19 protein-coding genes are annotated in these 22,860 nt (G+C 68.8%); 9 read left to right on the plus strand and 10 right to left on the minus strand.

Annotated features, from left to right (window positions below; all coding sequences use genetic code 11):
- Positions 1-552 precede the first annotated feature (552 nt).
- A complete protein-coding gene (gene hutC / locus K309_RS0119335) occupies positions 553-1,269 on the minus strand; it encodes a histidine utilization transcriptional repressor HutC (protein WP_029047962.1) in 717 nt (238 codons plus the stop codon).
- A 35-nt stretch (positions 1,270-1,304) separates the two neighbouring features.
- A complete protein-coding gene (locus K309_RS0119340) occupies positions 1,305-4,694 on the minus strand; it encodes a diguanylate cyclase (RefSeq protein ID WP_051320517.1) in 3,390 nt (1,129 codons plus the stop codon).
- Between the two features lie 398 nt (positions 4,695-5,092).
- On the opposite strand from K309_RS0119340, the gene K309_RS0119345 reads away from it, so the two are divergent.
- Positions 5,093-5,467, plus strand: coding sequence for a nuclear transport factor 2 family protein (locus K309_RS0119345; RefSeq protein WP_035877908.1), 375 nt, complete (start codon positions 5,093-5,095; stop codon positions 5,465-5,467).
- Between the two features lie 105 nt (positions 5,468-5,572).
- Positions 5,573-6,460 (plus strand): c-type cytochrome, encoded by an 888-nt coding sequence (locus K309_RS0119350; RefSeq protein WP_029047965.1) that lies wholly within the window; start codon positions 5,573-5,575, stop codon positions 6,458-6,460.
- Positions 6,461-6,469: 9 nt separating this feature from the next.
- Here K309_RS0119350 and K309_RS0119355 read toward each other — a convergent pair whose 3' ends face one another.
- Entirely contained in the window at positions 6,470-7,534 is a 1,065-nt protein-coding gene (locus K309_RS0119355; RefSeq protein WP_029047966.1) for an acyltransferase family protein, read from the minus strand.
- Positions 7,535-7,965: 431 nt separating this feature from the next.
- Here K309_RS0119355 and K309_RS0119360 point away from each other — a divergent pair, with 431 nt between their 5' ends.
- The 3 genes from K309_RS0119360 to K309_RS0119370 all read left to right on the plus strand — a co-directional run bounded on the left by K309_RS0119360 (position 7,966) and on the right by K309_RS0119370 (position 11,231).
- Entirely contained in the window at positions 7,966-8,430 is a 465-nt protein-coding gene (locus K309_RS0119360; RefSeq protein ID WP_029047967.1) for a (2Fe-2S)-binding protein, read from the plus strand.
- Positions 8,431-8,446: 16 nt separating this feature from the next.
- Complete coding sequence (locus K309_RS0119365; RefSeq protein ID WP_029047968.1) at positions 8,447-10,723, plus strand: xanthine dehydrogenase family protein molybdopterin-binding subunit; 2,277 nt, start codon at positions 8,447-8,449, stop codon at positions 10,721-10,723.
- Positions 10,724-10,943: 220 nt separating this feature from the next.
- The gene (locus K309_RS0119370; RefSeq protein ID WP_029047969.1) at positions 10,944-11,231 is read left to right on the plus strand and encodes a helix-turn-helix domain-containing protein; all 288 of its coding nucleotides are present in this window, start codon (positions 10,944-10,946) and stop codon (positions 11,229-11,231) included.
- 63 nt (positions 11,232-11,294) lie between these two features.
- Here K309_RS0119370 and K309_RS0119375 read toward each other — a convergent pair whose 3' ends face one another.
- From K309_RS0119375 to K309_RS0119400, 6 genes are all read right to left on the minus strand, one after another.
- Positions 11,295-12,842 (minus strand): MltF family protein, encoded by a 1,548-nt coding sequence (locus tag K309_RS0119375; protein ID WP_029047970.1) that lies wholly within the window; start codon positions 12,840-12,842, stop codon positions 11,295-11,297.
- A gap of 203 nt (positions 12,843-13,045) precedes the next feature.
- A complete protein-coding gene (locus K309_RS0119380; protein WP_029047971.1) occupies positions 13,046-13,396 on the minus strand; it encodes a hypothetical protein in 351 nt (116 codons plus the stop codon).
- A gap of 367 nt (positions 13,397-13,763) precedes the next feature.
- The gene (locus tag K309_RS0119385; protein WP_029047972.1) at positions 13,764-14,993 is read right to left on the minus strand and encodes a CaiB/BaiF CoA transferase family protein; all 1,230 of its coding nucleotides are present in this window, start codon (positions 14,991-14,993) and stop codon (positions 13,764-13,766) included.
- Positions 14,990-15,988 carry a Bug family tripartite tricarboxylate transporter substrate binding protein gene (locus K309_RS0119390; RefSeq protein ID WP_029047973.1) on the minus strand — a complete coding sequence of 333 codons (999 nt, stop codon included), beginning with the start codon at positions 15,986-15,988 and terminating at the stop codon, positions 14,990-14,992. The genes K309_RS0119385 and K309_RS0119390 overlap by 4 nt, the downstream gene beginning before the upstream one ends.
- A 60-nt stretch (positions 15,989-16,048) precedes the next feature.
- Entirely contained in the window at positions 16,049-17,158 is a 1,110-nt protein-coding gene (locus tag K309_RS0119395; RefSeq protein WP_035877892.1) for an NAD(P)H-dependent flavin oxidoreductase, read from the minus strand.
- A complete protein-coding gene (locus K309_RS0119400) occupies positions 17,158-18,387 on the minus strand; it encodes an acyl-CoA dehydrogenase family protein (RefSeq protein WP_029047975.1) in 1,230 nt (409 codons plus the stop codon). The genes K309_RS0119395 and K309_RS0119400 overlap by 1 nt, the downstream gene beginning before the upstream one ends.
- 117 nt (positions 18,388-18,504) lie before the next feature.
- On the opposite strand from K309_RS0119400, the gene K309_RS0119405 reads away from it, so the two are divergent.
- Positions 18,505-19,464 carry a LysR family transcriptional regulator gene (locus K309_RS0119405; protein ID WP_035877894.1) on the plus strand — a complete coding sequence of 320 codons (960 nt, stop codon included), beginning with the start codon at positions 18,505-18,507 and terminating at the stop codon, positions 19,462-19,464.
- A 176-nt stretch (positions 19,465-19,640) separates the two neighbouring features.
- Here the strand turns inward: K309_RS0119405 and K309_RS0119410 are convergent, their stop codons facing one another.
- Complete coding sequence (locus K309_RS0119410; RefSeq protein WP_029047977.1) at positions 19,641-20,348, minus strand: TetR/AcrR family transcriptional regulator; 708 nt, start codon at positions 20,346-20,348, stop codon at positions 19,641-19,643.
- A gap of 212 nt (positions 20,349-20,560) precedes the next feature.
- Here K309_RS0119410 and K309_RS0119415 point away from each other — a divergent pair, with 212 nt between their 5' ends.
- From K309_RS0119415 to K309_RS43980, 3 genes are all read left to right on the plus strand, one after another.
- Positions 20,561-21,844, plus strand: a complete 1,284-nt coding sequence (locus K309_RS0119415; RefSeq protein ID WP_029047978.1) for an alpha/beta fold hydrolase — start codon at positions 20,561-20,563, stop codon at positions 21,842-21,844.
- A gap of 71 nt (positions 21,845-21,915) precedes the next feature.
- A complete protein-coding gene (locus K309_RS36840; protein WP_369796450.1) occupies positions 21,916-22,704 on the plus strand; it encodes a VOC family protein in 789 nt (262 codons plus the stop codon).
- Positions 22,688-22,846, plus strand: a complete 159-nt coding sequence (locus K309_RS43980; RefSeq protein WP_369796451.1) for a hypothetical protein — start codon at positions 22,688-22,690, stop codon at positions 22,844-22,846. Before K309_RS36840 ends, K309_RS43980 begins: the two co-directional genes overlap by 17 nt.
- Positions 22,847-22,860: the final 14 nt, after the last annotated feature.

A 22,860-nucleotide genomic window follows, 5' to 3' on the forward strand; every position in this document is an offset into this window, starting at 1 on the left:
ATATGGTCGGCGTAGCTGGTAAGGCACTTTTTGTCCGCGCGACAAAAAAGATGGGTGGCTGGACGGCGATTTGGCCTTCTTTACTTCGTGGGGGCGCTGGCCCTCACCCCCGGCCCCTCTCCCGCAGGCGGGAGAGGGGAGCAAACAAGCGGGCAAGGGAAAGGCTTGCGGATTCACCGGCGATAGCGCCAAGCGAGCAGCGACGCGTTCTGTGCCCGAGTTCATGACCTGAGATACTGCCCGCGCGCAGCGCAGCCGTAGGCGTTCCTACGTTGCCGCTGGTAGCAGGGGCCACCCACAGCTCTGGGCTCGTTCAACCACCGCGCCAATCCCTGCCACCGTGGCGCACCACGGCGGCAGGCAGTTCCTGCCATGCAACGAAGCAAAGCCCCGTACAAAAGCCTCGGCACACTACGATAAGAGTGGCCGCCCGCAGGGCCGTAAACGCGCTTTCTGGTGACTCTTTGTCGCTCGGACAAAGAGTTACCCGCCCTTCAGGGCGGAACAGGGCATATCAAATATCCGCCAGATGCCAAGCCGCGGCGAAAAAAATCATGAGGTAAACCGCCCCTCAAGCCGATGCAACGACCCCGGATGCACCAGCCTGACAGACGTCACGACCCTTCCGGCAGACCATGTCCGCCTCCGGATCAGCAAACACGGCTCGCCCTTGTCGATGTCCAGCAATGCGCATTCCTCGGGATGCGCCAGCACGGCTTCCACAACGTGCTCCCCTTCAGTCAGCGGCGCGACGCGCGTCAGGTATTGGTAGGGCGTTTCCCGCGAAAAATCCTGCTCAAGATAATCGGGCGCAACCAACGCATTGACATAACGATCCTCCAGCTGAATCGCCACATCATCTTCGTAATGAACAATCACGGAGTGAAACACCCGCTGTTCCAGCGGCACATCCAGCGCAACTGCCTGCGCCGCGCCGGCGCGTTCCTCCTGCACGCTGACCACACGCGCATAATGCCGATGCCCCCGCGCAGCAATATCATCCGCAATATTGTTGACCGCATACAGCGCCGTCCGCAGCTTGGGCTCGGCCACAAACGTCCCCACCCCCTGCAGCCGCACCAGCATCCCCTCCGCGGTCAACTCCCGCAGCGCCCGATGCACGGTCATGCGGCTGACGCCCAGCGCTTCCACCAGTTCTGCCTCGGAGGGCACCCGATGGTGGGGCGGCCAGCTGCCGTCAGCAATCCTGCTGCTGATGTGTTGCTTGACGCGCGCATAGAGCGGCGCGGGCGTGGATGCGAGCGGCAACGGTTTCCCCCGGGTGGCGACAGCCGCCGAATGTATCACGCCCCCTGCTGTTGTTCGACGCCGCGCGGCCCGCACGTTTGCAGGAATGCATCGAGAGGTGTCGGCCGCCCGATCGCATAGCCCTGCGCATAGTCGACGCCGATCGCGCGCAGCGCGTCGAGCGTGCGTTCGTCCTCTACCCATTCCGCCACGGTCTTCACGCCAAGCCGGTGGCCGATATCGTTGATCGAGCTGACGATCTCGCGGTCCACGGCGTTGTCGGCAAGCTGGCGGATAAAGCTGCCGTCGATCTTCAGGAAATCGACCGGAAACTGCTTCAGGTACGCAAACGACGAAAGCCCCGAGCCGAAGTCGTCGAGCGACACGGTGCAGCCCGCGCGCCGCATGTCTGTCACCAGCAGGTTGGCCGCCGCCATGTTGTTGATCAGCGCCGTCTCGGTGATCTCCAGCCGGATCCGGCTGGCGGGCAGCGCGCTGGCATCCAGCTCGGCATGCAGGAAGGGCAGCAGGAACGGCTCGCCCAGCGAGTTGGCCGACAGGTTGATCGACACCGACAACCCCGGCACCGCACGCAGCCGCTCGCCGTAGCCGTGCAGCACATTGTGGATGACCCAGCGGTCGACGTGGCCCATCAGGTCGTAGCGTTCGGCGGCGGGAATGAAGGCGCCGGGCAGGATCATTTCCCCGTTCTCGTCGACCATGCGCACCAGGATTTCGATGTGGCGATGTTCACCACTTCCCTTGCCGGCGGGCTGCAGAGCGCGGATTTCCTGCGCGAACAGGCGGAAGCGGTTGGCTTCCAGCGCCGAATGGATGCCCGCGGCGACTTCCAGTTCGCGATGGTGGCGGCGCGCGTCGCTCTCGTCGCGCCGGTAGACCGAGACCCGGCTGCGGCCCGCGGCCTTGGCGGCGTAGCAGGCGACGTCGGCGCGGCTCATCAGTTCGCTGACGGGCGGCACGTCACGGTCGATCGCGGCGATGCCGATGCTGGCCCCCACGTCATAGACCCGGCCTTCCCATGGGAAGCGGCGACCGCGGATGGCATCGATCACACCCTCGCAGACCTGCTCGGCCTGGTCCACGGTGCAGTCCTTGAGCAGCAGCGCGAACTCGTCGCCGCCCAGCCGCGCCAGCAGGTCGTCGGGGCGCACATGGTTGCGGATCAGGTAGCCGAGCTCGCGCAGCAGCACGTCGCCGGCGCCGTGGCCGGCGGTGTCGTTGACGATCTTGAAGCGGTCCAGGTCGATGAAGCACAGCGCGGCGCGGTGGCCATGCAGCCGCGCGGCGTCGCAGGCCTCGCGCAGGCGCTTTTCGAACCAGGTGCGGTTGGGCAGGCCGGTGAGCGCGTCATGCATGGCCGAGCGCGCCAGCTCGCGCTGCAGCGCGCGCGCGGTGGTGATGTCCTGGAACACCAGCACCGCGCCCAGCACCTCGCCGGCGCCGGTCAGCACCGGCGCGGCGGAGTCCTGCACGTCGTGGCGTTCGCCGGTCAGGCTCTGCAACACCGCGCCGTCCTGCAGGTAGGCAGGCGTCAGCGTGCGCAGGCAGGACTCGACCGGGCTGGGGATCGGATCGCCGGTGGCTTCGTCGACGATGCGGAAGACCCGCTCCAGCGGCAAGCCGCTGGCGCTGCCCATGGTCCAGCCGGTCAATTGCTCGGCGATCGGGTTCATGAAGGTGACGTGCATGCTGGCGTCGGTACAGATCACAGCGTCGCCGATCGAGCGCAGCGTGATATGCAGGCGCTCCTTCTCTTCGAACAGTGCCTCGGTCAGGCGGCGCTGCTCGGTGATGTCCCAGTTGGTGCCGACCAGCGCATGCGCCATGCCGTCGGCGCCGCGCGTGACCATGGCCATGGCGCGCACATGGCGCACCGCGCCGTCGGGGCGCCGGACACGGTATTCGGTGTCGAACGGCGCGGCGCCGCGGATGGCCTGGCGCATCTCGGCACTGACGCGGCTGACGTCATCCGGGTGCAGCATGGCGATCCACTGCCCGGCCTGCGGCGCGCCCTGTGCGGGCTCGGTGCCGTGCAGCGCGTGCATGCGCGCATCCCAGGTGATGACGGCGCTGGCGAAGTCCCATTCCCAGATGCCGACGCCGCCGGCCTCCACCGCCAGCTGGATGCGGCGCGACAGCCGTTCCAGTTCTTCCTGCGCCAGCTTGCGCGCATGGATGTCTTCGACCTGGGCGATGAAGTGCTGCGGCGCGCCGGTGCGCTCGTCGCGCGCCAGCGAGACCGCGAGCAGCGCCCAGCGGTACTGGCCGTCCTTGTGGCGGTAGCGCTTCTCCATGCGGTAGGACTCGATCTTGCCGTCCACCAGCATCGCCGCCTGGCGCAGGTCGTCGGTCAGGTCGTCGGGGTGGGTCAGCTGCTGGAAGGTGATGGCGCGCAATTCCTCGGCGCTGTAGCCCAGCAGCTCGGTCATGGCGCGGTTGACGGTCTCCCAGCGGCCGTCCATGCCGACCAGCGCCATGCCGATCGCCGAATGCTCCATGGCCTGCCGGAAGCGCTGCTCGCTGCTGCGCAGGCTGGCGCGGCCATGGCGGTTCTGTTCGGTCAGGTAGGCGATGCAGACCGGGAACACCATGATCACCGCGGCCGACAGCGGCACCGCTTCATGGTGGTGCCCGGCCAGCATCAGCGCCTGCAGCGACAGTGTCGCCACCAGCGTCAGCAGCGCGGTGGCGAACGGGTTGCCGGCAAGCGCCACCAGCACCAGCGGCAGCGACATCGCGGCAAACGGGTCGTTGCCCTGCCATTGCGCGAGCGCGCCGATCGCCAGGCACAGCGCCAGCAGGCCGGCCTGTGGCACCAGCGCTGGCCGCGCGAAGGCGGCGCGCACGCGCCCGGGCGTCATCGACAGCATCATCGGCAGCAGCAGCGCCATGCCCAGCGCGCTGGCCTGCCACCAGGTCCACCACACCGACGCAAAGGCAGTGCCGTGCAGGCTCGCGATGGCCGCGGCACCCGCGCTGGCGCCCAGCGCCGGCGCGACGATGCCGGCGACCGCCAGCATCACCGCGAACGACGCCAGCGGCCCGTGGCGGAGCAGCCCGGCGTGCCGGTCGAGCAGCCGCAGCAGGCCGGTGGCGCACAGGATCTCGGCCAGGTTGGCGCCGGCCAGCATCAGCGCGCTGGCGGTGCTGTCGCCGGCGGCATGGTTGGCCAGCAGGTTCGCGCCCAGCATGCCGGCCAGCAGCCACGGCGCCTCGCGACGCGGGCGATGCAGCAGCAGCCCCAGCGCGAAGGCGTTGGGCAGCCATACCGCGGCCACGTTGCCCGGCAGCCGCGCCAGCCACAGGCCCGCCGCCGCCAGGGCGAAATAGCCGGCACCGGCCAGCAGCAGCGGCTGCCAGCGGCGCTGCGCGGCGGAATGGACGGTGGCGGCCTGGTGGCTCGGCGGGGCCGTATCTGGCGTCATGGACGGGTGCGGTGCAAAGGACGGTGCGAATCGGTCGGGCCCGGGCGGCAGGTCTGGCGCGCCTTGCCGGGGCAGTATCGGCCCGGCAAGGCGCGCGGACGGACTGCCGCCCAGCGTAGCGGCAACTGTAACGGGGATGGGCACCCGGGCAAAAGCCGGACAGCAGGCTGCCGTGGGCGTTGTTGCCACTGGTGTTCGCGCCGGTTTTTTGGTAGGCGGCGGGGCGGGACCGGAGTGCGGCGAAGGCCGGCGATGACCTCGCGGGTAATCGCGGCGCTCCGCCGCGGCATCCATCATGCAGCCATGGCCTGCCAGCCGGGCCGACCGGAACCCCAACCAGCACACAGGAGAACACCATGTCAGCTGCCGTCGAGTCTTCCCAGTCCACCGCTTCCACCATGCCCGCCGATCCCGCCACGCTCGCCGACCGCTACCTCGCCGCCTGGAACGAAACCGATCCCGCGCGCCGCCGCGAACTGATCGCGCTGGCGTGGACCGAATCGGCCAGCTATGTCGATCCGCTGATGCGCGGCGACGGCCATGCCGGCATCGACGCCATGATCGCGGCGGTCCAAGGCAAGTTTCCTGGTTTCCGCTTCACCCGCGTCAGCCCCGTCGACGCGCATGGCGGGAACCTGCGCTTCAGCTGGGAGCTGGGGCCCGCGGGCGCGCCCGCGCTGGTGGTCGGCACCGATTTCGCCACCGTTGCCGCCGACGGCCGGCTGGCGCGCATGACGGGCTTTATCGACCGGGCCCCCGCCGGGCTGGCCTGAGCGCGCCGGGCGTCCCAGGCGCGCCTGTGTGGCCTGGCCCACCGACAGCCCCCCCTCCGCTGGACGCATCCTGCTGCATCCAGTGCGGCGGACAGGGGAGCGAAGATGGCGCGTGTTCTGCGAGTGGCGGCGTGGGGGCTGGCCGGCGTGGCCGCCGTCGTGGCGGTGTTGGCGTATGCCGCGGTCTGGGTCGGCGAGCGCAAGGCGTCGCGGATCGTGGCGGTGCAGGTCGCGCCGCTGCCCCTGCGCGACGACCCAGCCGCCATCGCCCACGGCAAGTACCTCTATGAATCGCGCGGCTGCATGGAGTGTCACGGCGCCGGCGCCGGCGGCAAGCAGGTGTTCGACGATCCCAACGGCCTGCGCGTGCGCGCGCCCGACCTGACCCGCGCCAATCCCGCCATCGCCGCGTACCGCGCCGAGGACTGGGTACGCAGCGTTCGCCATGGCGTGGCGCCGTCGGGCCGGCCGCTGCTGATCATGCCGAGCGAGGACTACAACCGCCTCAGCGACGAAGACCTCAGTGCGCTGGTGGCCTACCTGCGCAGCCTGCCGCCGGGCATGGGCGCGCCCGCCGAAGTCAGCCTGCCATGGATGGTGCGGGCGCTGTACGGTGTGGGCATGGTGCGGGACGCGGCTTCCAAGATCGACCACAGCCTGCCGGTGCAGCCGGCGCAGGCGCCGGCGCCCACGGCGCAGTATGGCGGCTATGTCGCCAATGCCTGCCTGGGCTGCCATGGCCACGACTTCAGCGGCGGCAAGATTCCCGGCGCGCCGCCCGACTGGCCGCCGGCCGCCGACCTGCGCCCGGTCTCGGGCGGCGCCATGTCGCGCTATGGCCAGGCCGGGGCGTTCATCGAGATGATGCGCAGCGGCAAGCGGCCCGACGGCTCGCAGATCAGCAGCGTGATGCCGTTCGACTCGTTCGGGCGCATGAACGATACCGAGCTGACGGCGCTGTACCTCTTCCTCGCGGATATGCCGCGGCGCTGAAAGCGCGCCTCATTGCCTTGCCAGCCGGCGTCCCGCGGCGATGCCCGGCAGCTCCACCCAGCGGTGCAGCAGCAACGCCAGGCCTAGCGCCAGCCCCGCGTCGATGGCAAAGCGCAGCAGCTGCAGGCCGGTCTGGTCCGGCGTCAGCTCGGGCATCAGCCGCTTGACGCCTTCGATCACCGTGGGATGCACCAGGTAGAGCGCGTACGACAGCTCGCCCAGCCACACCAGCGCGCGCGGCACGCGCAGCATGCCGGTATGCTCGGCCGCGACCGCGCCCGCCAGCAGCAGCGCCGCCGGCACGCCGCGGCCGGCCAGGCTGAAGTCCGGGCCGACCAGCGGCAGCGACAGCGCGAACGCCGCGCAGCCGGTGGCCAGCATCGCCAGCGCGACCGGCGGCGTCAGCAGGTGGCGCCAGCGCGCATAGGCCCAGGCCAGCAGGCAGCCGAGCAGGAATTCCAGCACCAGCGGGTTGCTCGCCATCGCCAGCCACGGCGACGCGAACGGGTAGCCCTGTGCGGGATCGCCGACCAGCGTGCCGAAGCGCCACCACGGCAGCACCAGTGTCGAGAGCGCGAACAGTGCCAGCACCACCCACAGCGCGCGCCGCCCGGCCAGCAGCAGCCCGAGCGCGAACGCGGCATAGAACGCGATCTCATAGTTGAGCGACCAGCCCACGTACAGCGCCGGATAGCCGTAATAGGGCGCATGCGCGGTGGTGGTGGGCAGGAACGCCAGCGACGCGGCGAACAGCGCCGGCGTCACCGGGTTGAGCAGCAGTGCGTGCAGCACCGACATGGCCCAGTACGGCGGCGCCAGCCGGAACGCGCGGCGGACCAGGAAGCTGAGCGGGCGCTCCGGCCGCGGCCGCGCCAGCACCGCGACCCAGGCAATGATGAAGCCGCTGATGACGAAGAACACATCGACGCCGACATGGCCGCGCTTGATCACATTGGTGGTCAGCCAGCCGAGCACGGGGGCGTCGGCCCCGCCCAGCGCGAGGCCCGAGTGGTAGACGACCACGAAGGCCGCGGCCAGGCCGCGCAGCGCCTGGATGCTGTCGAGCCGGGCAATGGCAGGGGAGGTGCGGGAGGTGGCGGGAGCGTCGGCGGCGCGGGAACTAGAAGCGGGCCGCGCGGCGCGTGGCGGTGCTGGCGTACCCGTCACCGGATGGTGGCGTTCTGGAATAGTCGGCGGCACTGTTTCAGCGGCAGGAATCCGCAAGCGATGAATCCATGAGGGACAACGGCCGTATGCACAAAGTTCGTGCAAAAACCGTCGTAGCGCGCGTAGGCGCATCATTCGCCCCAATGCGGGTCGCAATGCCTCCGGCAAGGTGACCGGAATTGCACTATCCTCACTTGTCCCGTGCGCCATGCTGCGCGCACGGGCAGTGCCCCCGCATCCTCACGCGTTCGCCATGCGCCGCCCTTGCCGGCGCGGACGGCGCGCGGGCCCGGGCACACGCCATGACCAGTGGGCAACGTACCCAAGGAGTGTCCCCCATGACCACCCTCAACATCAACGTCAACGGCAAGACCCGCACGGTCGACGTGGATCCGTCCACGCCGCTGCTGTGGGCGCTGCGTGACAACCTCGACATGACCGGCACCAAGTTCGGCTGCGGCATGGCCGCGTGCGGTGCCTGCACCGTGCATATCAACGGCCAGGCCACGCGCAGCTGCGTGACGCCGGTTTCCGCAGCGGCGGGCGCCAGCATCACCACCATCGAAGGCGTGGACACCGACAAGGTCGGCCGCGCCGTGCTCGACGCGTGGGTCAGGCACGATGTCGCCCAATGCGGCTACTGCCAGAACGGCCAGGTGATGAGCGCGATCGGCCTGCTGCGCAGCAAGCCGCGCCCCACCGACGCCGACATCGACCAGGCCATGGCCGGCAACCTGTGCCGCTGCGGCACGTACCAGCGCATCCGCGCGGCGATCAAGGACGCCGCGCGCGCGCTGGCCTGAACGGGAGGAACCGATCATGCGAATCCGAGGCATTGAAGCACTGGCCGGCGGCCACGGTGGCCAGGGCGTCCAGGGCGTCCAGGGCGACAACTGCGGCACGGCGCAAGGCGGCATCGCCACGCTGAGCCGTCGCGGTTTCCTGAAACTCACCGGCCTGGCCGGCGGCGGGCTGGCGCTGGGCGTGGCGCCGCTGGCGCAGGCGCAGGAGGCGGGCAAGCCCAAGGCGCCGTCGGCGCCGCAGGCTTTCCTGATCATCGCGCCGGACAATACCGTCACGGTGGCAGTGAACCGGCTGGAATTCGGCCAGGGCGTGCATACGGCGCTGCCGATGGCGCTGGCGGAAGAACTGGACGCCGACTGGCGCAACGTACGCGCGACGCTGGCCCCCGCGGGCGACGCGTACAAGGATCCCGCCTTCGGCATGCAGATGACCGGCGGCTCGACCGCGCTGAATCACTCGTTCCAGCAGTACCGCGAGCTGGGCGCGCGCGCCCGCGCCATGCTGGTAAGCGCGGCCGCGCAGAAGTGGAAGGTCGACCCGGCCGGCATCAAGGTCGAGCAGGGCGTGCTCACCTCAGGCAGCCACCGCGCCACCCTCGGCGAACTGGCGCAGGCCGCGATGGAACTGCCCGTGCCGCAGCAGGTCACGCTGAAGGACCCGGCGCAGTTCCGCATCGTCGGCAAGCCCACGCAGCGGCTGGACGCGCGCGGCAAGCTGGCGGCGACCACGCCGTTCGGCATCGACACGAAGCTCGACAAGATGGTGGTGGCCGTGGTCGCACGCCCGCCGCGCTTCAGCGGCAAGGTGAAGTCGTTCAACGCCGACAAGGCGCGCGCGGTGCAGGGCGTGCATGGCGTGATGCAGGTGCCCGTGGACCGCGGCGGCACCGGCGTGGCGGTGGTCGGCAGCGGCTACTGGCCCGCCAAGATGGGCCGCGACGCGCTGGAGATCCAGTGGGAAGACGCGGGCTCCAAAGTGTCGTCGCAGGCGTTGTTCGACGAGTATGCGAAGCTGGCCGCGCAGCCGGGTACGGTGGCGCGCGCTGGCGAAGGCGATATCAATGCGGCCATCAACGGTGCCGCGCGCAAGATCGATGCGGAATTCCGCTTCCCGTACCTCGCGCACGCTCCGATGGAGCCGCTCAACTGCACGCTGCAGCCCGAGGTGTCCGGCGGCAAGCTGCAGGCGGTCAAGGTGTGGGTGGGGTCGCAGTTCCAGACCGTCGACCAGGCCGCGATCGCGCGCACGCTGGCCCTGTCGCCCGACAAGGTCGTGCTCAACACCATGATGGCCGGCGGCGGCTTCGGCCGGCGCGCGGTGCCGACCTCCGACTACCTTGTCGAAGCGGCCAATGTGCTCAAGGCCTGGGTGGCAGCCGGACATGCCGAGCCGCTCAAGGTGGTGTGGAGCCGCGAAGACGATATCCGCGGCGGCTACTACCGTCCGCTGCACCTGCACCGCGCCCGCATTGGCTTCGATGCGCGGGGAAAGGTGGTGGGCTGGCAGCACACCGTGGTCGGGCAGTCGATCCTGAAGGGCACGCCGTTCGAACCGTTCATGGTCAAGAACGGCGTCGACGCGACCATGACCGAGGGCATCGTCGAGAACGATTACGACCTGCCGCTGCAGATGTCGGTGCATCACCCGCAAGTGGACGTGCCGGTGCTGTGGTGGCGCTCGGTCGGCAACACGCATACCGCCTTCGTCAAGGAAACGCTGGCCGACGAAATGGCCGCGGCCGCGAAGCAGGACCCGGTGGCGTTCCGGCTGGCGCGCCTCGACGAAAAGAAACACGCGCGCCATCGCGCCGCGCTGCAGCTGGCGGTGGACAAGTCCGGCTACGGCAAGCGCAAGCTGCCCAAGGGGCACGCGTGGGGCGTGGCGGTCCACGAGTCGTTCAACAGCGTGGTGGCCTATGTGGTCGACGTGTCGCTGGTGAAGGGCGAGCCGCGCGTGCACCGCGTGACCGCCGGCGTGCATGCCAACCGCGTGGTCAACCCGCTGTCGGCCGAAGCCCAGATCCAGGGCGGCTGCGTGTTCGGGCTGGCGATGACGAAGCCGGGGTTTGCCATCGAGATCGAGAACGGCGCCGTGAAGAACAGCAACTTCACCGACTTCCCGCCGCCCCGTATCACCGATGCGCCGGTGGTGGACGTGTTCTTCGTGCCATCGCAGGACAACCCCACGGGCCTGGGCGAGCCGGGCGTGCCGCCGATCGCGCCGGCGGTGGCGAATGCGCTGTTCCGGCTGACCGGGAAGCGGCAGCGGCAGCTGCCGTTCGTGCTCGCCTGACGCAGGCGTGGCGCGGCGCCCCTGCACCCGGCGCCGCGCCCGCGCATCCCCCGAATGCGGCTGGCGGGTGCGCTTGTTGTCATCGCACCAGTGTTTGCGCCAGGGTGGCTGCACCCTATTGCGTTTGCGCGCCGGCCCGCGTAGAACGTGGAGACACTGCGCCCGCCCGGCCGCCGCCCGGCAGCACCGGGCCGGCGCGCCGGACGTTCGAGGTGTGGCCATGGAGACCCAGGAAAGTACCCTAACCCTTGCGCTGATGACGGAGCCCGCGCGGGCCCGCGTGTGCCGCGCGCTGCTCGACGCGGGCGAGAACGGGCTGCCCGCGGCCGACCTGGCCCACATCGCGCAGGTCAGCCTGGCGCGCGCCGGCCACCTGTTCCAGGAGCTGGTGCAGGCCGACGTGCTGGCGCTGTCGATCCAGGAACGCAAGGTCTGCTACGTGCTCAAGGCGCGGCGCGCGGTGACCGAGGCGCTTGGCCACATCGACGCTAGCGGCCTGGCCGACTGAGTGCATCCGGCGCCGCGCGCGGACGGAAATGCCAGCGATTGATGCCGGCAGTCGATGCGGCCGCTATTTCTGTACCTGCCTGCGCGCGCGCTCGCGCGCCGCCTGCATGTCCTGCATGAGCCGGTACGCCGCGTAGTACTTGAAGATGTTGCGCACGTAGGTGGTGGTCTCGATGCCGATCTTTTCCGCCACCACGATCTCGACATTGTTGAACCACTTGTCCGGATTCAGCCCGCGCGCCGCCGCTTCCTTGCGCATCTTGGCGATATTGCCCGGCCCGGCGTTATAGCTCGCAAACGCGAACAGCGGCCGGTCCGTTTCCGAGAAATGCGCGTCCGGGAAGTACTTCGTCATCAGCCGGTCCATGTACTTGGCGCCGGCGTGGACATTGGCCTCTGCCATCCGGATGTTGCCGACATTCAGTTCCTTGCCCGTGGCCGGCATGATCTGCATGATGCCGACCGCGCCGACATGGCTGCGCGCCTCCTGGTTCAGCTGTGACTCCTGGAAACCCTGCGCGGCCAGCATCAGCGGGTCGAAGCCATAGTCCTTGCCATATTTCTCGAAGAAGGCGATGGTCTGCTGGAAACGCTTGTACTCGGCATCGTCGGTGTTGTTCTTGATCTGCTTGACGCGCTGCATGGTCTGCTTGAGCAGGTACTCCGCCACGCCCTGCTTCTTGACATAGTTGACGTAGAAGTCATCGATCGCCTGCCGCAGCTGCGGGCTGTTCTTGCGGAAGGCCCAGCCGACAAAGCCGCCTTCGCGCACGGCCAGGTCCTCGCGCACCTTGATGTTCGGCAGGATCTGCGCCCACGTCGCGGCCTTCCAGTCATCGACCACCACGATCTGCAGCACGCCCGCGTTGAGCATCTCGAGCACGTCTTCGTCTTCGAGCGCGTCGGGCAGCATGACCAGCTTCATCGGCGCCTTGCCGGCGTGGCGCAGGCTGTCGTTCAGCACGGTCAGGCTTTCGAAATAGCTGCTGGCGCGCCGGACGTGCACGGTTTTTCCGGCGAGGTCGTCGAGGCGCTGCAACGCCGGCGCCTTCGGCCCGGTGACCACCAGCTCGCGCACCGGCTTGCGGTCGCGCGGCGCGGCGAAATCGACCTGCTTCAGCCGGTTCTCGGTCTCGGTCAGGTTGCCGGCGGCGATATCGCCGAGCCCCGCCATCAGGTCAGGCAGCAGGCGGTCGCGCGTGGTCGGAATGATGATGACGGTCAGCGGGCGCTTGCCAAGCTGGTCGGCGTATTTCTTGTTCAGGTAGCGCTCGAAGCCACGCACCAGCTCCGCGGTCAGCCCGCGCTCGCGCCCCTTGTCGCTGAAGTAGAGCGTGCGGCTGTAAGGCACCAGCACGCGGATGACGCGGCTCTTGAGCATCACGTCGAAGTCGCCGGTACGGGGCTTGTTGGCAAGGCTCAGGCCACGTGGCTTGGCGGGTGCCGCCTCGCTCGGCGCAGCGGTCGCGGCAGGGGCCGCCGCAGCGGGCGGCGGATTTTGCGAAGGCTTTGTTTGCTGCGCTACGGCAGAGGGTCCACACAGGCTGCACGTGCCCACCAGGCCAGACAGAAAGAGGCCTGCCAACCAACGGGAAGGGTGGACAGCGGACATGGCGGGGAATGCAAGCCGCGCAAGCAAGCGCGCGGTTTGCCCATAAGGAGTCTAGGCGCGATACGGCGGCTTGCAAGCGGGAAGCCGTGCGCAGGCTGCGGGAAGCGCAGGTTTGCGCAACTCGGGGGGAACGCGTTTGAGACCGGGGAAGAAGATGGCCGGCTTGCGCTGGCCATCTCTCACTTGCAGCATGCGTGATTACGCTATTGCTTCGGCGCTGCCATCTCCTGGCGGGCCGCGGCGTCCGCCGCCTTGTTCTCGACCTTGCGCTCCTGCTTGGCCTCGCCGACTTCTTCCTTGTACTCGCCCTTGGCGGCCTTCTTCTTCGCCTTGTATTCGTCGGAGGCGCGCTTGCGTGCCTCGCGGCGCTCGACCAGCGGGTCCTTGGGCGGTTCGATCTGGGTCATGCCGGGCGGCACGCCTTGCGCGCCGGCCGGGGGTGCCGCGGGCGCGGCCGTGGTCTGGGCGAAAACGGTGGCACAGCTGAGGCCTGCCAGGCCGGCGGCAATCGCGCCGACAATCCTGGGAAGGCGAGCGGGCTGTTTCGGATCCATGGAAAACCTCCAGAGTTGTTGTCGGACGCGCCGGCAGTGGAGGGGCCCGGCGCGGCTGGGACCGCGCATCGCCACGGTGGCGGCGATGCAGCGGTAGCCCTCAGTCTAGGCAGCGGGCTCACATTGCGCTGTCGGTCGAGCGCTGATGCGGTGCCGGCATTACTCTTACACGGCGGCATTGATGTATGGCCGCAACAAACTCCGGTTAAGGGCGCCACCGTCACTCCAACCCCATCGCGCACCGCATCGCGCGGCCTCCGGCGCGGATTTCAGCGAGGCGGCGACAACGCCACGCCGGTAGCGCGGCGATCCCTTCACAGCATGCCGTAGCGCGGCGCAGGCAAGGGCTGCCGCCAGCGGCGAGCGGTCATATCACCCCTTCCGCGCGCAACGCCTGCATCTCCTGCCGGGTCAGGCCGACTTTGGCGTAGATCTCTTCGTTGTGCTCGCCGACTGAAGGCCCGGTTCGGGGCGCGCCGGGCTCGTACCCGGAAAAGCGCGGCACGTGGCATGGCGCGGGAACCGAGCCCAGGTCCGGATCGGGCAGGCGCACGATCGCCTCGCGCGCGCGGAAGTGCGGGTCCTCCAGGATGTCCTCGATGGTGAAGATCTTGCTGAACGGGATCTGCTGCGCTTCCAGCGCCGCCGCGACGGCGCGGTAGTCATGTGCCGCGAACCAGGCGCCGATCGCGTCATCCAGCGTGTCGAGGTGCCGCACGCGCGCCGGGTTGGTGGCGTAGCGCGCATCGTCCGCCAGTTCCGGCTGGCCGATCGCCACGCACAGGCGCCGGAAGATCGGGTTGGACGACGCCACCATCGACACCCATTGGCCGTCGGCGGTCGCATACATGTTGGACGGCGCCGTGTACGTGGCCAGGTTGCCCGCGCGCTGGCGCACCTGGCCGAGCTGTTCGTATTCCACCGCGAGCGGCTCCAGCAGGCGGAACAGCGCCTCGGTGGCGGACAGGTCGATATCCCGCCCGGGCGCTGCGGGATCGCGCCGGCGCTCGGCCGCGGCGGTGGCGATGGCGAACGCGCCGAACAGGCCGGCCACCACGTCGCCGGCGGGATAGTTCATGTGCAGCGGCGGACCGCCCGGCTCACCGGCGAGGTTGGTGAAGCCGCTCATGGCTTCGAACACGCGCGCGAAGCCGGCGCGCGACGCATACGGGCCGGTCTGGCCGAAGCCGGTCAGGCGCAGGATGATCAGGCGCGGGTTCGCTTCGCGCAAGGTCCCGGCGTCGAGGCCCCAGCGGTCGAGCGTGCCGGTGCGGAAGTTCTCGACCAGCACATCGAATTCGGGCAGCAGCCGCAGGAACAGCGCGCGCCCCTGTGGCTGCCGCACGTCGAGCGAGATGCCGCGCTTGCCGCGGTTGGCCACCTTCCAGTAGAGCGGCAGGCCGTCCTTGACCGGTGCCAGGCCGCGCAGCGGATCGCTGCCATCGGGCAACTCAAGCTTGACCACGTCGGCGCCCATGTCGGCGCACAGCGTGCTGGCGAGCGGCGCGGCCAGCACCGTAGCCATGTCCAGGATGCGCAGTCCGGCGAGCGGGCCGTCGGTCTTGCCGTTGCCGTTCACAAACGAGGTCTGGTTCATGCGTCCACCTTGATGTCGCGCGCCTTGATCAATGCTGCCCAGCGCGTTGCCTCGGCCACCAGCAGCTGGTCGAATTGCCTGGCGTCGAGCGGGAGGATTTCCGCATCAAGCGCCGCCAGCCGGTTGCGCACGTCGGCGGTGCCCATCGCCGCCTGCAGCGCGGCGCCGAGGTAGTCGACGATGGCGGGCGCCGTGCGTGCGTGGACGGCCAGGCCATACCAGGATTGCACCAGCGCGTCGGGATAGCCCGCCTCGGCGATGGTCGGGACCTCCGGCAGCGAGCGCGTGCGCCGTGCGGCGTTGACGGCGAGCGGCCGTACGCGATTCGACTGGATCAGCGGCAGCACCAGGTTCTGCGACACCAGCGCGAACTGCAGCTGCCCGCGTCCCAGGTCCAGCACCGAAGGCGGCTGGCCCTTGTAGCCGACATTGGTCACGCGCACGCCGGTGGCTTCGAAGAACAGCTCCTGCGCCAGGTGCAGCGAGCTGCCGGCGCCCGGCACCGGCACGTTGACGGCGCCCGGCCGCGCCTTGGCCCACGCCGCGAACTCCTTCAGCGTCTTCACGGGCACATCGTTGTGCACCACGAACACCGACGGCACCGCGGCCACCGCGCCAATGGCGCGGAAGTTCTGCACGCGGATGCCGGAGTCGGGATAGAGCGTCTGCGCCACCGCCAGCACCGGCGTGACGCCGAGCATCGTGTAGCCGTCCGCCGGTGCGCGGCTGGCGAATTCGATGCCGATGCGGCCATCGGCACCGGGCTTGTTCTCCACGACCACGCGCTGCGGCAGGTCGAGCGACATGCGGTCGAGGGCGGCGCGCAGCGTGACGTCGACCACGCCGCCCGCCGGGTAAGGGATGACCGCGCGCAGCGGCCGCTCGGGGAAGTTGCCCGGGCCGGTGCTGGCGCGGGCCAGCGCCGGCAACAGGCCGGGCGCGGCCATCATCAGGGCGGTCTGGAAAGCAGTCCTTCCGAATGCTCGGCGATCCATGCTGTCTCCTCTTTCTTGTATCGGTATTTGCGCCGGCGCCTGCCGGTCACTCTCTGCCGGTCACTCCGGCAGGTAAGGGCGCAGGCATTCGAGCGACTGGCGCGTCTGCCGCACCAGCCGGTCCATGATCCGCGCCACGGGCTCGACCTCCTTCACCCAGGCAACGCTCTGGCCCGCCGCCTCGTACATCAGCGGGGCGATCTCGTGCTCTTCCACCGCTGCCAGCAGCCGGCCGGTCAGGGCCTGCTGGTAGGGCATGTCTAGTGGCGCCGGGGCATCGGCCGCCGCCCATGCGTCGGAGAAGGCGCTGCGCACCACGCGGCAGGGCTTGCCGCTGTGCGCGCGGGTGATCACCGTGTCGTCGCTGCCAGCGGCCAGCAGCCGTTCAGTCAGCGCGGCCGGCAGCCGATGCTCGGCGCTGCCCAGCCACACGGTGCCGAGCCACGCGCCCTGCGCCCCCATCGCCAGCGCCGCGGCGATCTGGCTGCCTTCGCCGATGCCGCCGGCGGCCAGCACGGGGCGTCCCTCGGCGGCCGCGATGATCTGCGGCACCAGCGTGAAGGTGCCGATCGTGCCAGTATGCCCGCCGGCGTCGTAGCCCTGGGCGACCAGCACATCGACGCCGGCCGCGATGGCCTTGCGCGCATGCTTGACCGCGCCGACCAGCGCCATGGTGGTCTTGCCGGCACGGCGCACCCTGGCGATGGTGTCGGCCGGCGTGCCGACGCCGGCGGCGAACACCTCCACCTCGCTCTGCGCCACGGCGGCGACCTGTTCCTCGAACAAAGCCTGCGAGCGCACGTACTGCGAGAAGAAGTTGCCCGCCGTGGCCGGCGGCACGGCGAAGCGCTCGAACAGGCCGTCGACGAAGCGGCGATGTCCTTCAGGAATCGCAGCGCTTACGTCTTCCGGGGTGGAGACGCCCGGCAGCGCGGTGGGCAGCAGCAGGTCCACACCGACCGGCACGTCCGGGCACAGCGCGCGCAGGTCGCGCAGTTTCTGCGCCAGTTCGTTGGGGCCATCGCGTGCCGCGGCATACACGCCGAGGCCGCCGGCATTGGAAATGGCCGCGGCGACCTCGATGCTGTGCGCCAGCCCGAACACCGGGTAGCGGATGCCCAGCCGGCGGCACAGCGCATTGGCCAGGCTATGGTCAGCAGTGCTTGCCATCATTGCGCTCCAAACAGATCCGGCTCGAAATCGAGGCAGGGATGTTGTGGCATCGCCGAGGCGGTCTTCATCACGTGCCGGCCGATCAGGTTCTTGTGGACCTCGCTGGTGCCTTCGCCAATCTGGTTCATCTTGGCGTCGCGCAGGAAGCGCTCGATCGGATACGCATTCAGGTAGCCGTTGCCGCCCAGCAGTTGCGCGCAGTCCACTACCACGCGCATGCACAGGTCGGTGCTGTGCATCTTGGCGATCGAGGCGTGGATCGAAGTCTCAGGGTCCGTGCGGTCGTAGCGCTGCGCCGAGCTGTAGACCAGGCAGCGTGCGGCTTCGATGCGCGCGGCCATGTCGGCCAGCATCCACTGGATGCCCTGGTGCTCGCCCACCGCCTTGCCCGATACCTGCCGGTGCCCGGCGTATTGCGCGGCGATCTGCAGCGCGCCGGTCATCCGACCCAGCGCGATCGCGGCATGGCCGATGCGTGCGCGCACCAGCGTGTCCTGCGCCAGCGCCATGCCCTGTCCCTCTTCGCCCAGGCGATGCGAGACCGGCACGAACACATCGTCGAGCCGGACCTCGGCGATCGGCACGCCATGCCAGCCGAGCTTGGGAATGATCGGCGATACGCTCAGTCCTTCAGCATCGCGCGGCACCAGGAACGCCGTCAGTCCCTTGCTGCCGCCGGGACCGTCGGCAAGCGAAGCCACCACGACAAACATATCGGCCACGTTGGCGCGGGTGATGAATTTCTTTACGCCAGTGAGCCGATAGCCCCCGGGATGCCGGCTGGCGACGGTGCGCAGCCGCGCGAGATCCGATCCCGCGCCGGGCTCGGTCAGCGCGAAGGCGGACTGCCTGCTGCCATTGGCCAGCAGCGGCACCGTCTGTGCGCAAAGCTCCGCGGAACCGCCGGCAACGATCGGGCGCGAGGACAGGTCGGTGCCGGTCACGAGCGACGCCGCCGTGCTGCACGTTCGCGCAATCTCTTCGATGATCCTGACGCGCAGCAGCATCGAGGCATTGGTGCCGCCGAGCGCGGTGGGAAACGCCGTGGCGATGACGCCGCTTTCCGCCAGCGCGCGGAAGGTGTCCCAGGCGAACTCGTCGTTGCGGTTTGCCGCGTTGGCCCTGGGGCCGATGTTGTCCCGGACCAGTGCCTGGACACGGGCCAGCATGTCGTTCTGCGCCGCATCGAGCGGCGCCAGCGGATGGTGTTCGGCAGTCAGGGGCATGGATCAGGGTCTCCTCCGGGTGGTGTGCGATTGCCTCTAACGATAGAGAGACGGTATCCTCGGATCAATGCCGGTATGAGAAAGCAGATATCTCCATAGGAGATAGCAGGAGAGGATATGCAAACAGATGCGGGACACGACCTGACGCTCAAGGCGTTGACCACGTTCGTCGCGGTGGCGCGCACGGGCAGCGTTTCGGGCGCCGCGGCGCAGCTCGGCCTGGCACAGTCGGCGATCAGCCGGCAGGTCGCCGAGCTGGAGAAGATGTTTGGCGGCCCGCTGTTCTACCGCACCGGCCGCGGCGTGCGGCCAACCACGCTGGCCGCGCAGGTGCTGGCCGATGCCGAGCCGCTGCTCGACGGCGCCAGGCAACTGGTCGAGTCGGCGCGCGGCCGTGCCGGCAATGTCAGCGGCATGGTCACGCTGGGCCTGGTGCCGGCGGTGGCGCCGCTGCTGTCGAGCCGGCTCTACGCCGCCGTGCAGGAGCGGCTGCCCGCGGTGAAGCTGCGCATCGTGGAAGGCTACAGCGGCGAGATCGAGACGCGGCTGACCCAGGGCAGCATCGATCTCGCCGTCCTGAACCGCTATCGTGCCGAAGGCCGGAACAGCTACCGCCGCCTGCTCGATACGCCGCTGATGCTGGTCGGCCGGCGCGAGGCCGTGCAGGCCCACTGGCGCGCCGCGGGCGGCAGGCCGGCTTCGTTGCTGCTGCGGCAGATCGGCGGCGTGCCGCTGGTGCTGCCGGTGCCGCCCAACGCCATCCGCAACCTGCTGGAAGAGGCTGCCGCCGCGCACCGCATCGCCCTCAACGTGTGCATGGAGGCAAGCTCATCAGTGGTCATCAAGCGCATCCTGTCCGACCATTCCGCGTTTTCCGTATTGCCATACCACGCGGTGGCGGCCGAGCTGGAGAGCGGGGAGTATGACGCCGTGCCATTGGCGGACCGCGCCATGCGGCAGAGCGTGGTGCTGGCGACGAGCAGCCAGCGTCCCTTCACCGCCGCGGTGCGGCAGGTGGCGCAGATGATTCCCAAGCTTGCCGAGGCGCTGATCGGCGAAGGGAAGTGGCGGCGGTGACGGAGATGTCTGGCGCGGGACGCGGCGTGCCGCTGTGAGAGCTGGGACATCGTCACAAGCCGGGTACATGGGGCTGGGTAGAGATCCAGCCGATGCATGTCTTCGCTGCCATGCCCGCCTTGGCGCATTTACGTCTTGTTGAGCCCCATGCAAGCCTCCACAGACCGGATGGTTCGCTAGGTTGCGGGCCCCGCAGCAGCCGGCGCGTCCAGGCTTCGCTCCAGCAGCGTCAGATCGTCGCGCAGCAACTGCAGGATAGCCGCCGGCCCGGGCTTGTCCAGCGCGCGGCTGGCCGGCAGTTCGACCGAGCGCAGCGCCATGTCCGCAATCTGGCCCGCTACCTCATCCACGGAAGCCTGTCCGGCGGGATTGAACCACCACGCCGTCCAGTTGCACATGCCGATGATCGAGAATGCGGCGATCTTGGCGTCCACCACGCGAAAGCTCCCATGGTCGATGCCGAACTCGATCGCCTGCCGGAACTGTTCGAGCACCGCGCGGCGCGCCTGCTCGGCCATCTTGCGCTGCTTGAGCGGCAGGTTGTTCTCGTTGCGTTCGACCACGCGGAACTGCAGCGGGTGCGTCAGGATCAGCGTGGCGTGGCGCAGCACCAGGTGGCGCAGGATGCCGGCAGGCGTGCGCATGGCCTCGGGGATGGCCTCGGTGGCCAGTTGCGCGGCGGTGCGCGTGACCGCCGTAGTCAACTCCTCGAGGATGGCTTCCTTGCTCTTGAAGTAGTAGTAGAGCGCCGGACGGCTCAGCCCCACCGCGTCCGCGATGTCGTTGAGTCCGGTGCCATCGAAGCCGCGCTCGATGAAGAGGCGCGTCGCGACCTCCAGGATCGAGTCCCGCAGCGCGTCGCTCTTGCTCTGTGCCTTTGCCATGTAACCGCCATTCAGTTTTTCGACGCGAGCGTCGAGAAGCCATCACGATAAACAAAATGGCGCGGGCCCGCCACCCCGGTGCACCGGGGCGTTGCCCGGCAACTTCCCTGTTAGTGCATTGAAAGGCGCCTGCAAACGGATTCGTCGCTCTCGTAAAAAAATTTACGTACACGTCAAAAAATGGACTATTCTGTAAAAAACGGAGTGAATCGATGAATAGTTCCCAGACGCCCCCCAACGAATCGCCCGCCGCTCGCGGGCCGATTGCAGGTTTCCTGAACACCGACTGGAACCCGCGCGATGTGCCGCCAGGCACGGTGACCCGCAACGTCGTGCTGCGCACGGAGGATGGTGCGGCCACCGGCGGTTCGCTCTATGCCGCAGGCCGGCCCGATACGGTGGTCTGCATCATGCATCCGCGCGAGTTCATGGCCTGCCACTACCTGATTCCCGACATCGTGGAAGCCGGTTACGCGGCGTGGTCGCAGTCGCCGCGCTCGGTCGGCAACGACCAGCGCCTGGAGCACGAGTTCGCGCTCTATGACGTCGCGGCAGGCGTGCGTTTCCTGCGTGAAGCGGGCTTCCGCAACATCGTGCTGCTCGGCAACTCGGGCGGCAGCGGGTTGTATGCCCTGTACGTCCAGCAATCGAATGCCGCGCCCGAAGCGCGCATCGGCCGGACGCCCGGCGGCCGTGCCACCCATCTCGCCTCGGCATTGCTGCCCGCCGTGGATGGCGTGGTTTTCGTCGCGCCGCATCCGGGGCAAGGCATGCTGCTGCAGTCCTGCATCGACCCGTCCGTGACAGATGAGCGCGACCCGCTTTCCGTCGATCCGGCGCTCGATGCGTTCTCCGCCGCCAATGGCTTTGCGCCGGCCCCGCGGTCGTCCGCGTATCACGCCCACTTCGTCATGAAGTACCGCGCCGCGCAGGCGATGCGGGTACAGCGCCTTGACCACCTGGCCCGGACGATGATTGCCGAGCGCATGGACGCCCGCGCCGAAGTGAAGCGCAACCCCGGCACGGTCAGCGATGCCGTGCGCCGGCGCGCGGCCCACACACAGCTCTTTCCCGTCTGGCGCACCGATGCCGACCTGCGCTGCTTTGACCTGTCGCTCGATCCGTCGGACCGCAAGTACGGCTCGCTCTGGGGCGCGGACCCGTTCATATCCAACTATGGCTCGGTCGGCTTCGCCCGCGTGTGCTCGCCCGAGAGCTGGTTGTCGACATGGTCGGGTCTGTCGTCGAACGCGGCGCTGTCCCGCACCGCCCCGGCCATTCACCAGCCCACGCTGCTGATCGAGTACACGGCCGACCAGGCCTGTTTCCCCAGCGTCATCGCGGACATCTTCCAGAGCATCGGCAGCGTCGACAAGCAGCACCACCGCGTTCGCGGCGACCACCACGGCCGCGCGCTGGCCAAGGGCGAGGAACCCGGCCGCTATGCGACGGGCCGTCTGCTGCAGACGTGGCTACGCGAGAGCTTCCCGCAATAACTTCCTGCAATAACTTCCCGCAATAACGCACCAGACACACACCAGCCCCATTCCGATCCGGAGACGTAACGATGCATGCAAGAACCGCCCCACCCGACGTCGCCGCGCCGCTGCGCCTGCGCGGCGTCGACCATACCGCCCGCCCCACCTGGCGCCTGAAGGAGACCGTCGCGTTCTATCGCGACATCCTGGGCCTGCCGCTGATCCACACGATTTCGGCGCGCGGCTGGGGTCCTTCGACGCACCCCGATTTCCTGCACTTCTTCTTTGACAGCGGCAAGGGCAGCACCATTGCGTTCTTCTACTACCTCGGCAGTGACGAGCCCGAAGCGTTGGCGGGTCGCGGCACCCGTCCGCCGCTCCCGGACGACCATGTGTTCGACGCCACCCACACGGCCTGGCTGGTCGATACGCAGGAAGAAATGCTGGCATGGAAGACGCGGCTGGAGGAGCGCGGCGTGGTGGTGTCCGCGGAAACCGCGCACGAGGTGATCGAGTCGATCTACTTCCGCGACCCGAACGGCTACTTCATCGAGATCACGCGCAAGCTGCGGCCGCTGGCAGCGCTCGATGCGCGCGATGCCGATGCGACGCTGGCCGCCGCCATCGAGCTGGAGGACGAAGCCCGCACCCGGCATGCGCGCGTGACGAGGATCGACGCCATCTGGAGCGCAAGGCAGAGATCCTCGGCCGCCGCCTGGACCTGGACCTGGACCAGGATTGTCACGCATGAGCCCGACCACCCTACGTATTTTCGTACTGAACGTTCCCGAGTTCGCGGTCCTGACAGAAGCCGCGCGCCGCCTGCCGGCGTGCCGGCTCAGCGATCTCGGCGACTATACGGTGATCGCTTCGGATGAACCGCTCGAATTCGGGCGCCGCGCCCTGGGCCTGAAGCCCGCGGTCTGGTACGGGCTGTTCACCGGCGGGCTTGACGGCAAGATCGAACGTTTCGACCGCGATATCGTGCGCATCGTCCCGCGCGATCCGGCGATGGCGTGAGTGCCGGAGGAGGC

The sequence above is a fragment of the Cupriavidus phytohabitans genome (genome assembly GCF_000426345.1).
GTDB lineage: Bacteria > Pseudomonadota > Gammaproteobacteria > Burkholderiales > Burkholderiaceae > Cupriavidus.

Bases quoted from the DNA above. Each gene is read 5' to 3' on its own strand.
- K309_RS0119340 (WP_051320517.1), bottom strand. From the start codon at position 4,694: ATGACGCCAGATACGGCCCCGCCGAGCCACCAGGCCGCCACCGTCCAT.
- K309_RS0119345 (WP_035877908.1), top strand. From the start codon at position 5,093: ATGCCCGCCGATCCCGCCACGCTCGCCGACCGCTACCTCGCCGCCTGG.
- K309_RS0119350 (WP_029047965.1), top strand. From the start codon at position 5,573: ATGGCGCGTGTTCTGCGAGTGGCGGCGTGGGGGCTGGCCGGCGTGGCC.
- K309_RS0119360 (WP_029047967.1), top strand. From the start codon at position 7,966: ATGACCACCCTCAACATCAACGTCAACGGCAAGACCCGCACGGTCGAC.
- K309_RS0119365 (WP_029047968.1), top strand. From the start codon at position 8,447: ATGCGAATCCGAGGCATTGAAGCACTGGCCGGCGGCCACGGTGGCCAG.
- K309_RS0119370 (WP_029047969.1), top strand. From the start codon at position 10,944: ATGGAGACCCAGGAAAGTACCCTAACCCTTGCGCTGATGACGGAGCCC.
- K309_RS0119375 (WP_029047970.1), bottom strand. From the start codon at position 12,842: ATGTCCGCTGTCCACCCTTCCCGTTGGTTGGCAGGCCTCTTTCTGTCT.
- K309_RS0119380 (WP_029047971.1), bottom strand. From the start codon at position 13,396: ATGGATCCGAAACAGCCCGCTCGCCTTCCCAGGATTGTCGGCGCGATT.
- K309_RS0119385 (WP_029047972.1), bottom strand. From the start codon at position 14,993: ATGAACCAGACCTCGTTTGTGAACGGCAACGGCAAGACCGACGGCCCG.
- K309_RS0119390 (WP_029047973.1), bottom strand. From the start codon at position 15,988: ATGGATCGCCGAGCATTCGGAAGGACTGCTTTCCAGACCGCCCTGATG.
- K309_RS0119395 (WP_035877892.1), bottom strand. From the start codon at position 17,158: ATGGCAAGCACTGCTGACCATAGCCTGGCCAATGCGCTGTGCCGCCGG.
- K309_RS0119400 (WP_029047975.1), bottom strand. From the start codon at position 18,387: ATGCCCCTGACTGCCGAACACCATCCGCTGGCGCCGCTCGATGCGGCG.
- K309_RS0119405 (WP_035877894.1), top strand. From the start codon at position 18,505: ATGCAAACAGATGCGGGACACGACCTGACGCTCAAGGCGTTGACCACG.
- K309_RS0119410 (WP_029047977.1), bottom strand. From the start codon at position 20,348: ATGGCAAAGGCACAGAGCAAGAGCGACGCGCTGCGGGACTCGATCCTG.
- K309_RS0119415 (WP_029047978.1), top strand. From the start codon at position 20,561: ATGAATAGTTCCCAGACGCCCCCCAACGAATCGCCCGCCGCTCGCGGG.
- K309_RS36840 (WP_369796450.1), top strand. From the start codon at position 21,916: ATGCATGCAAGAACCGCCCCACCCGACGTCGCCGCGCCGCTGCGCCTG.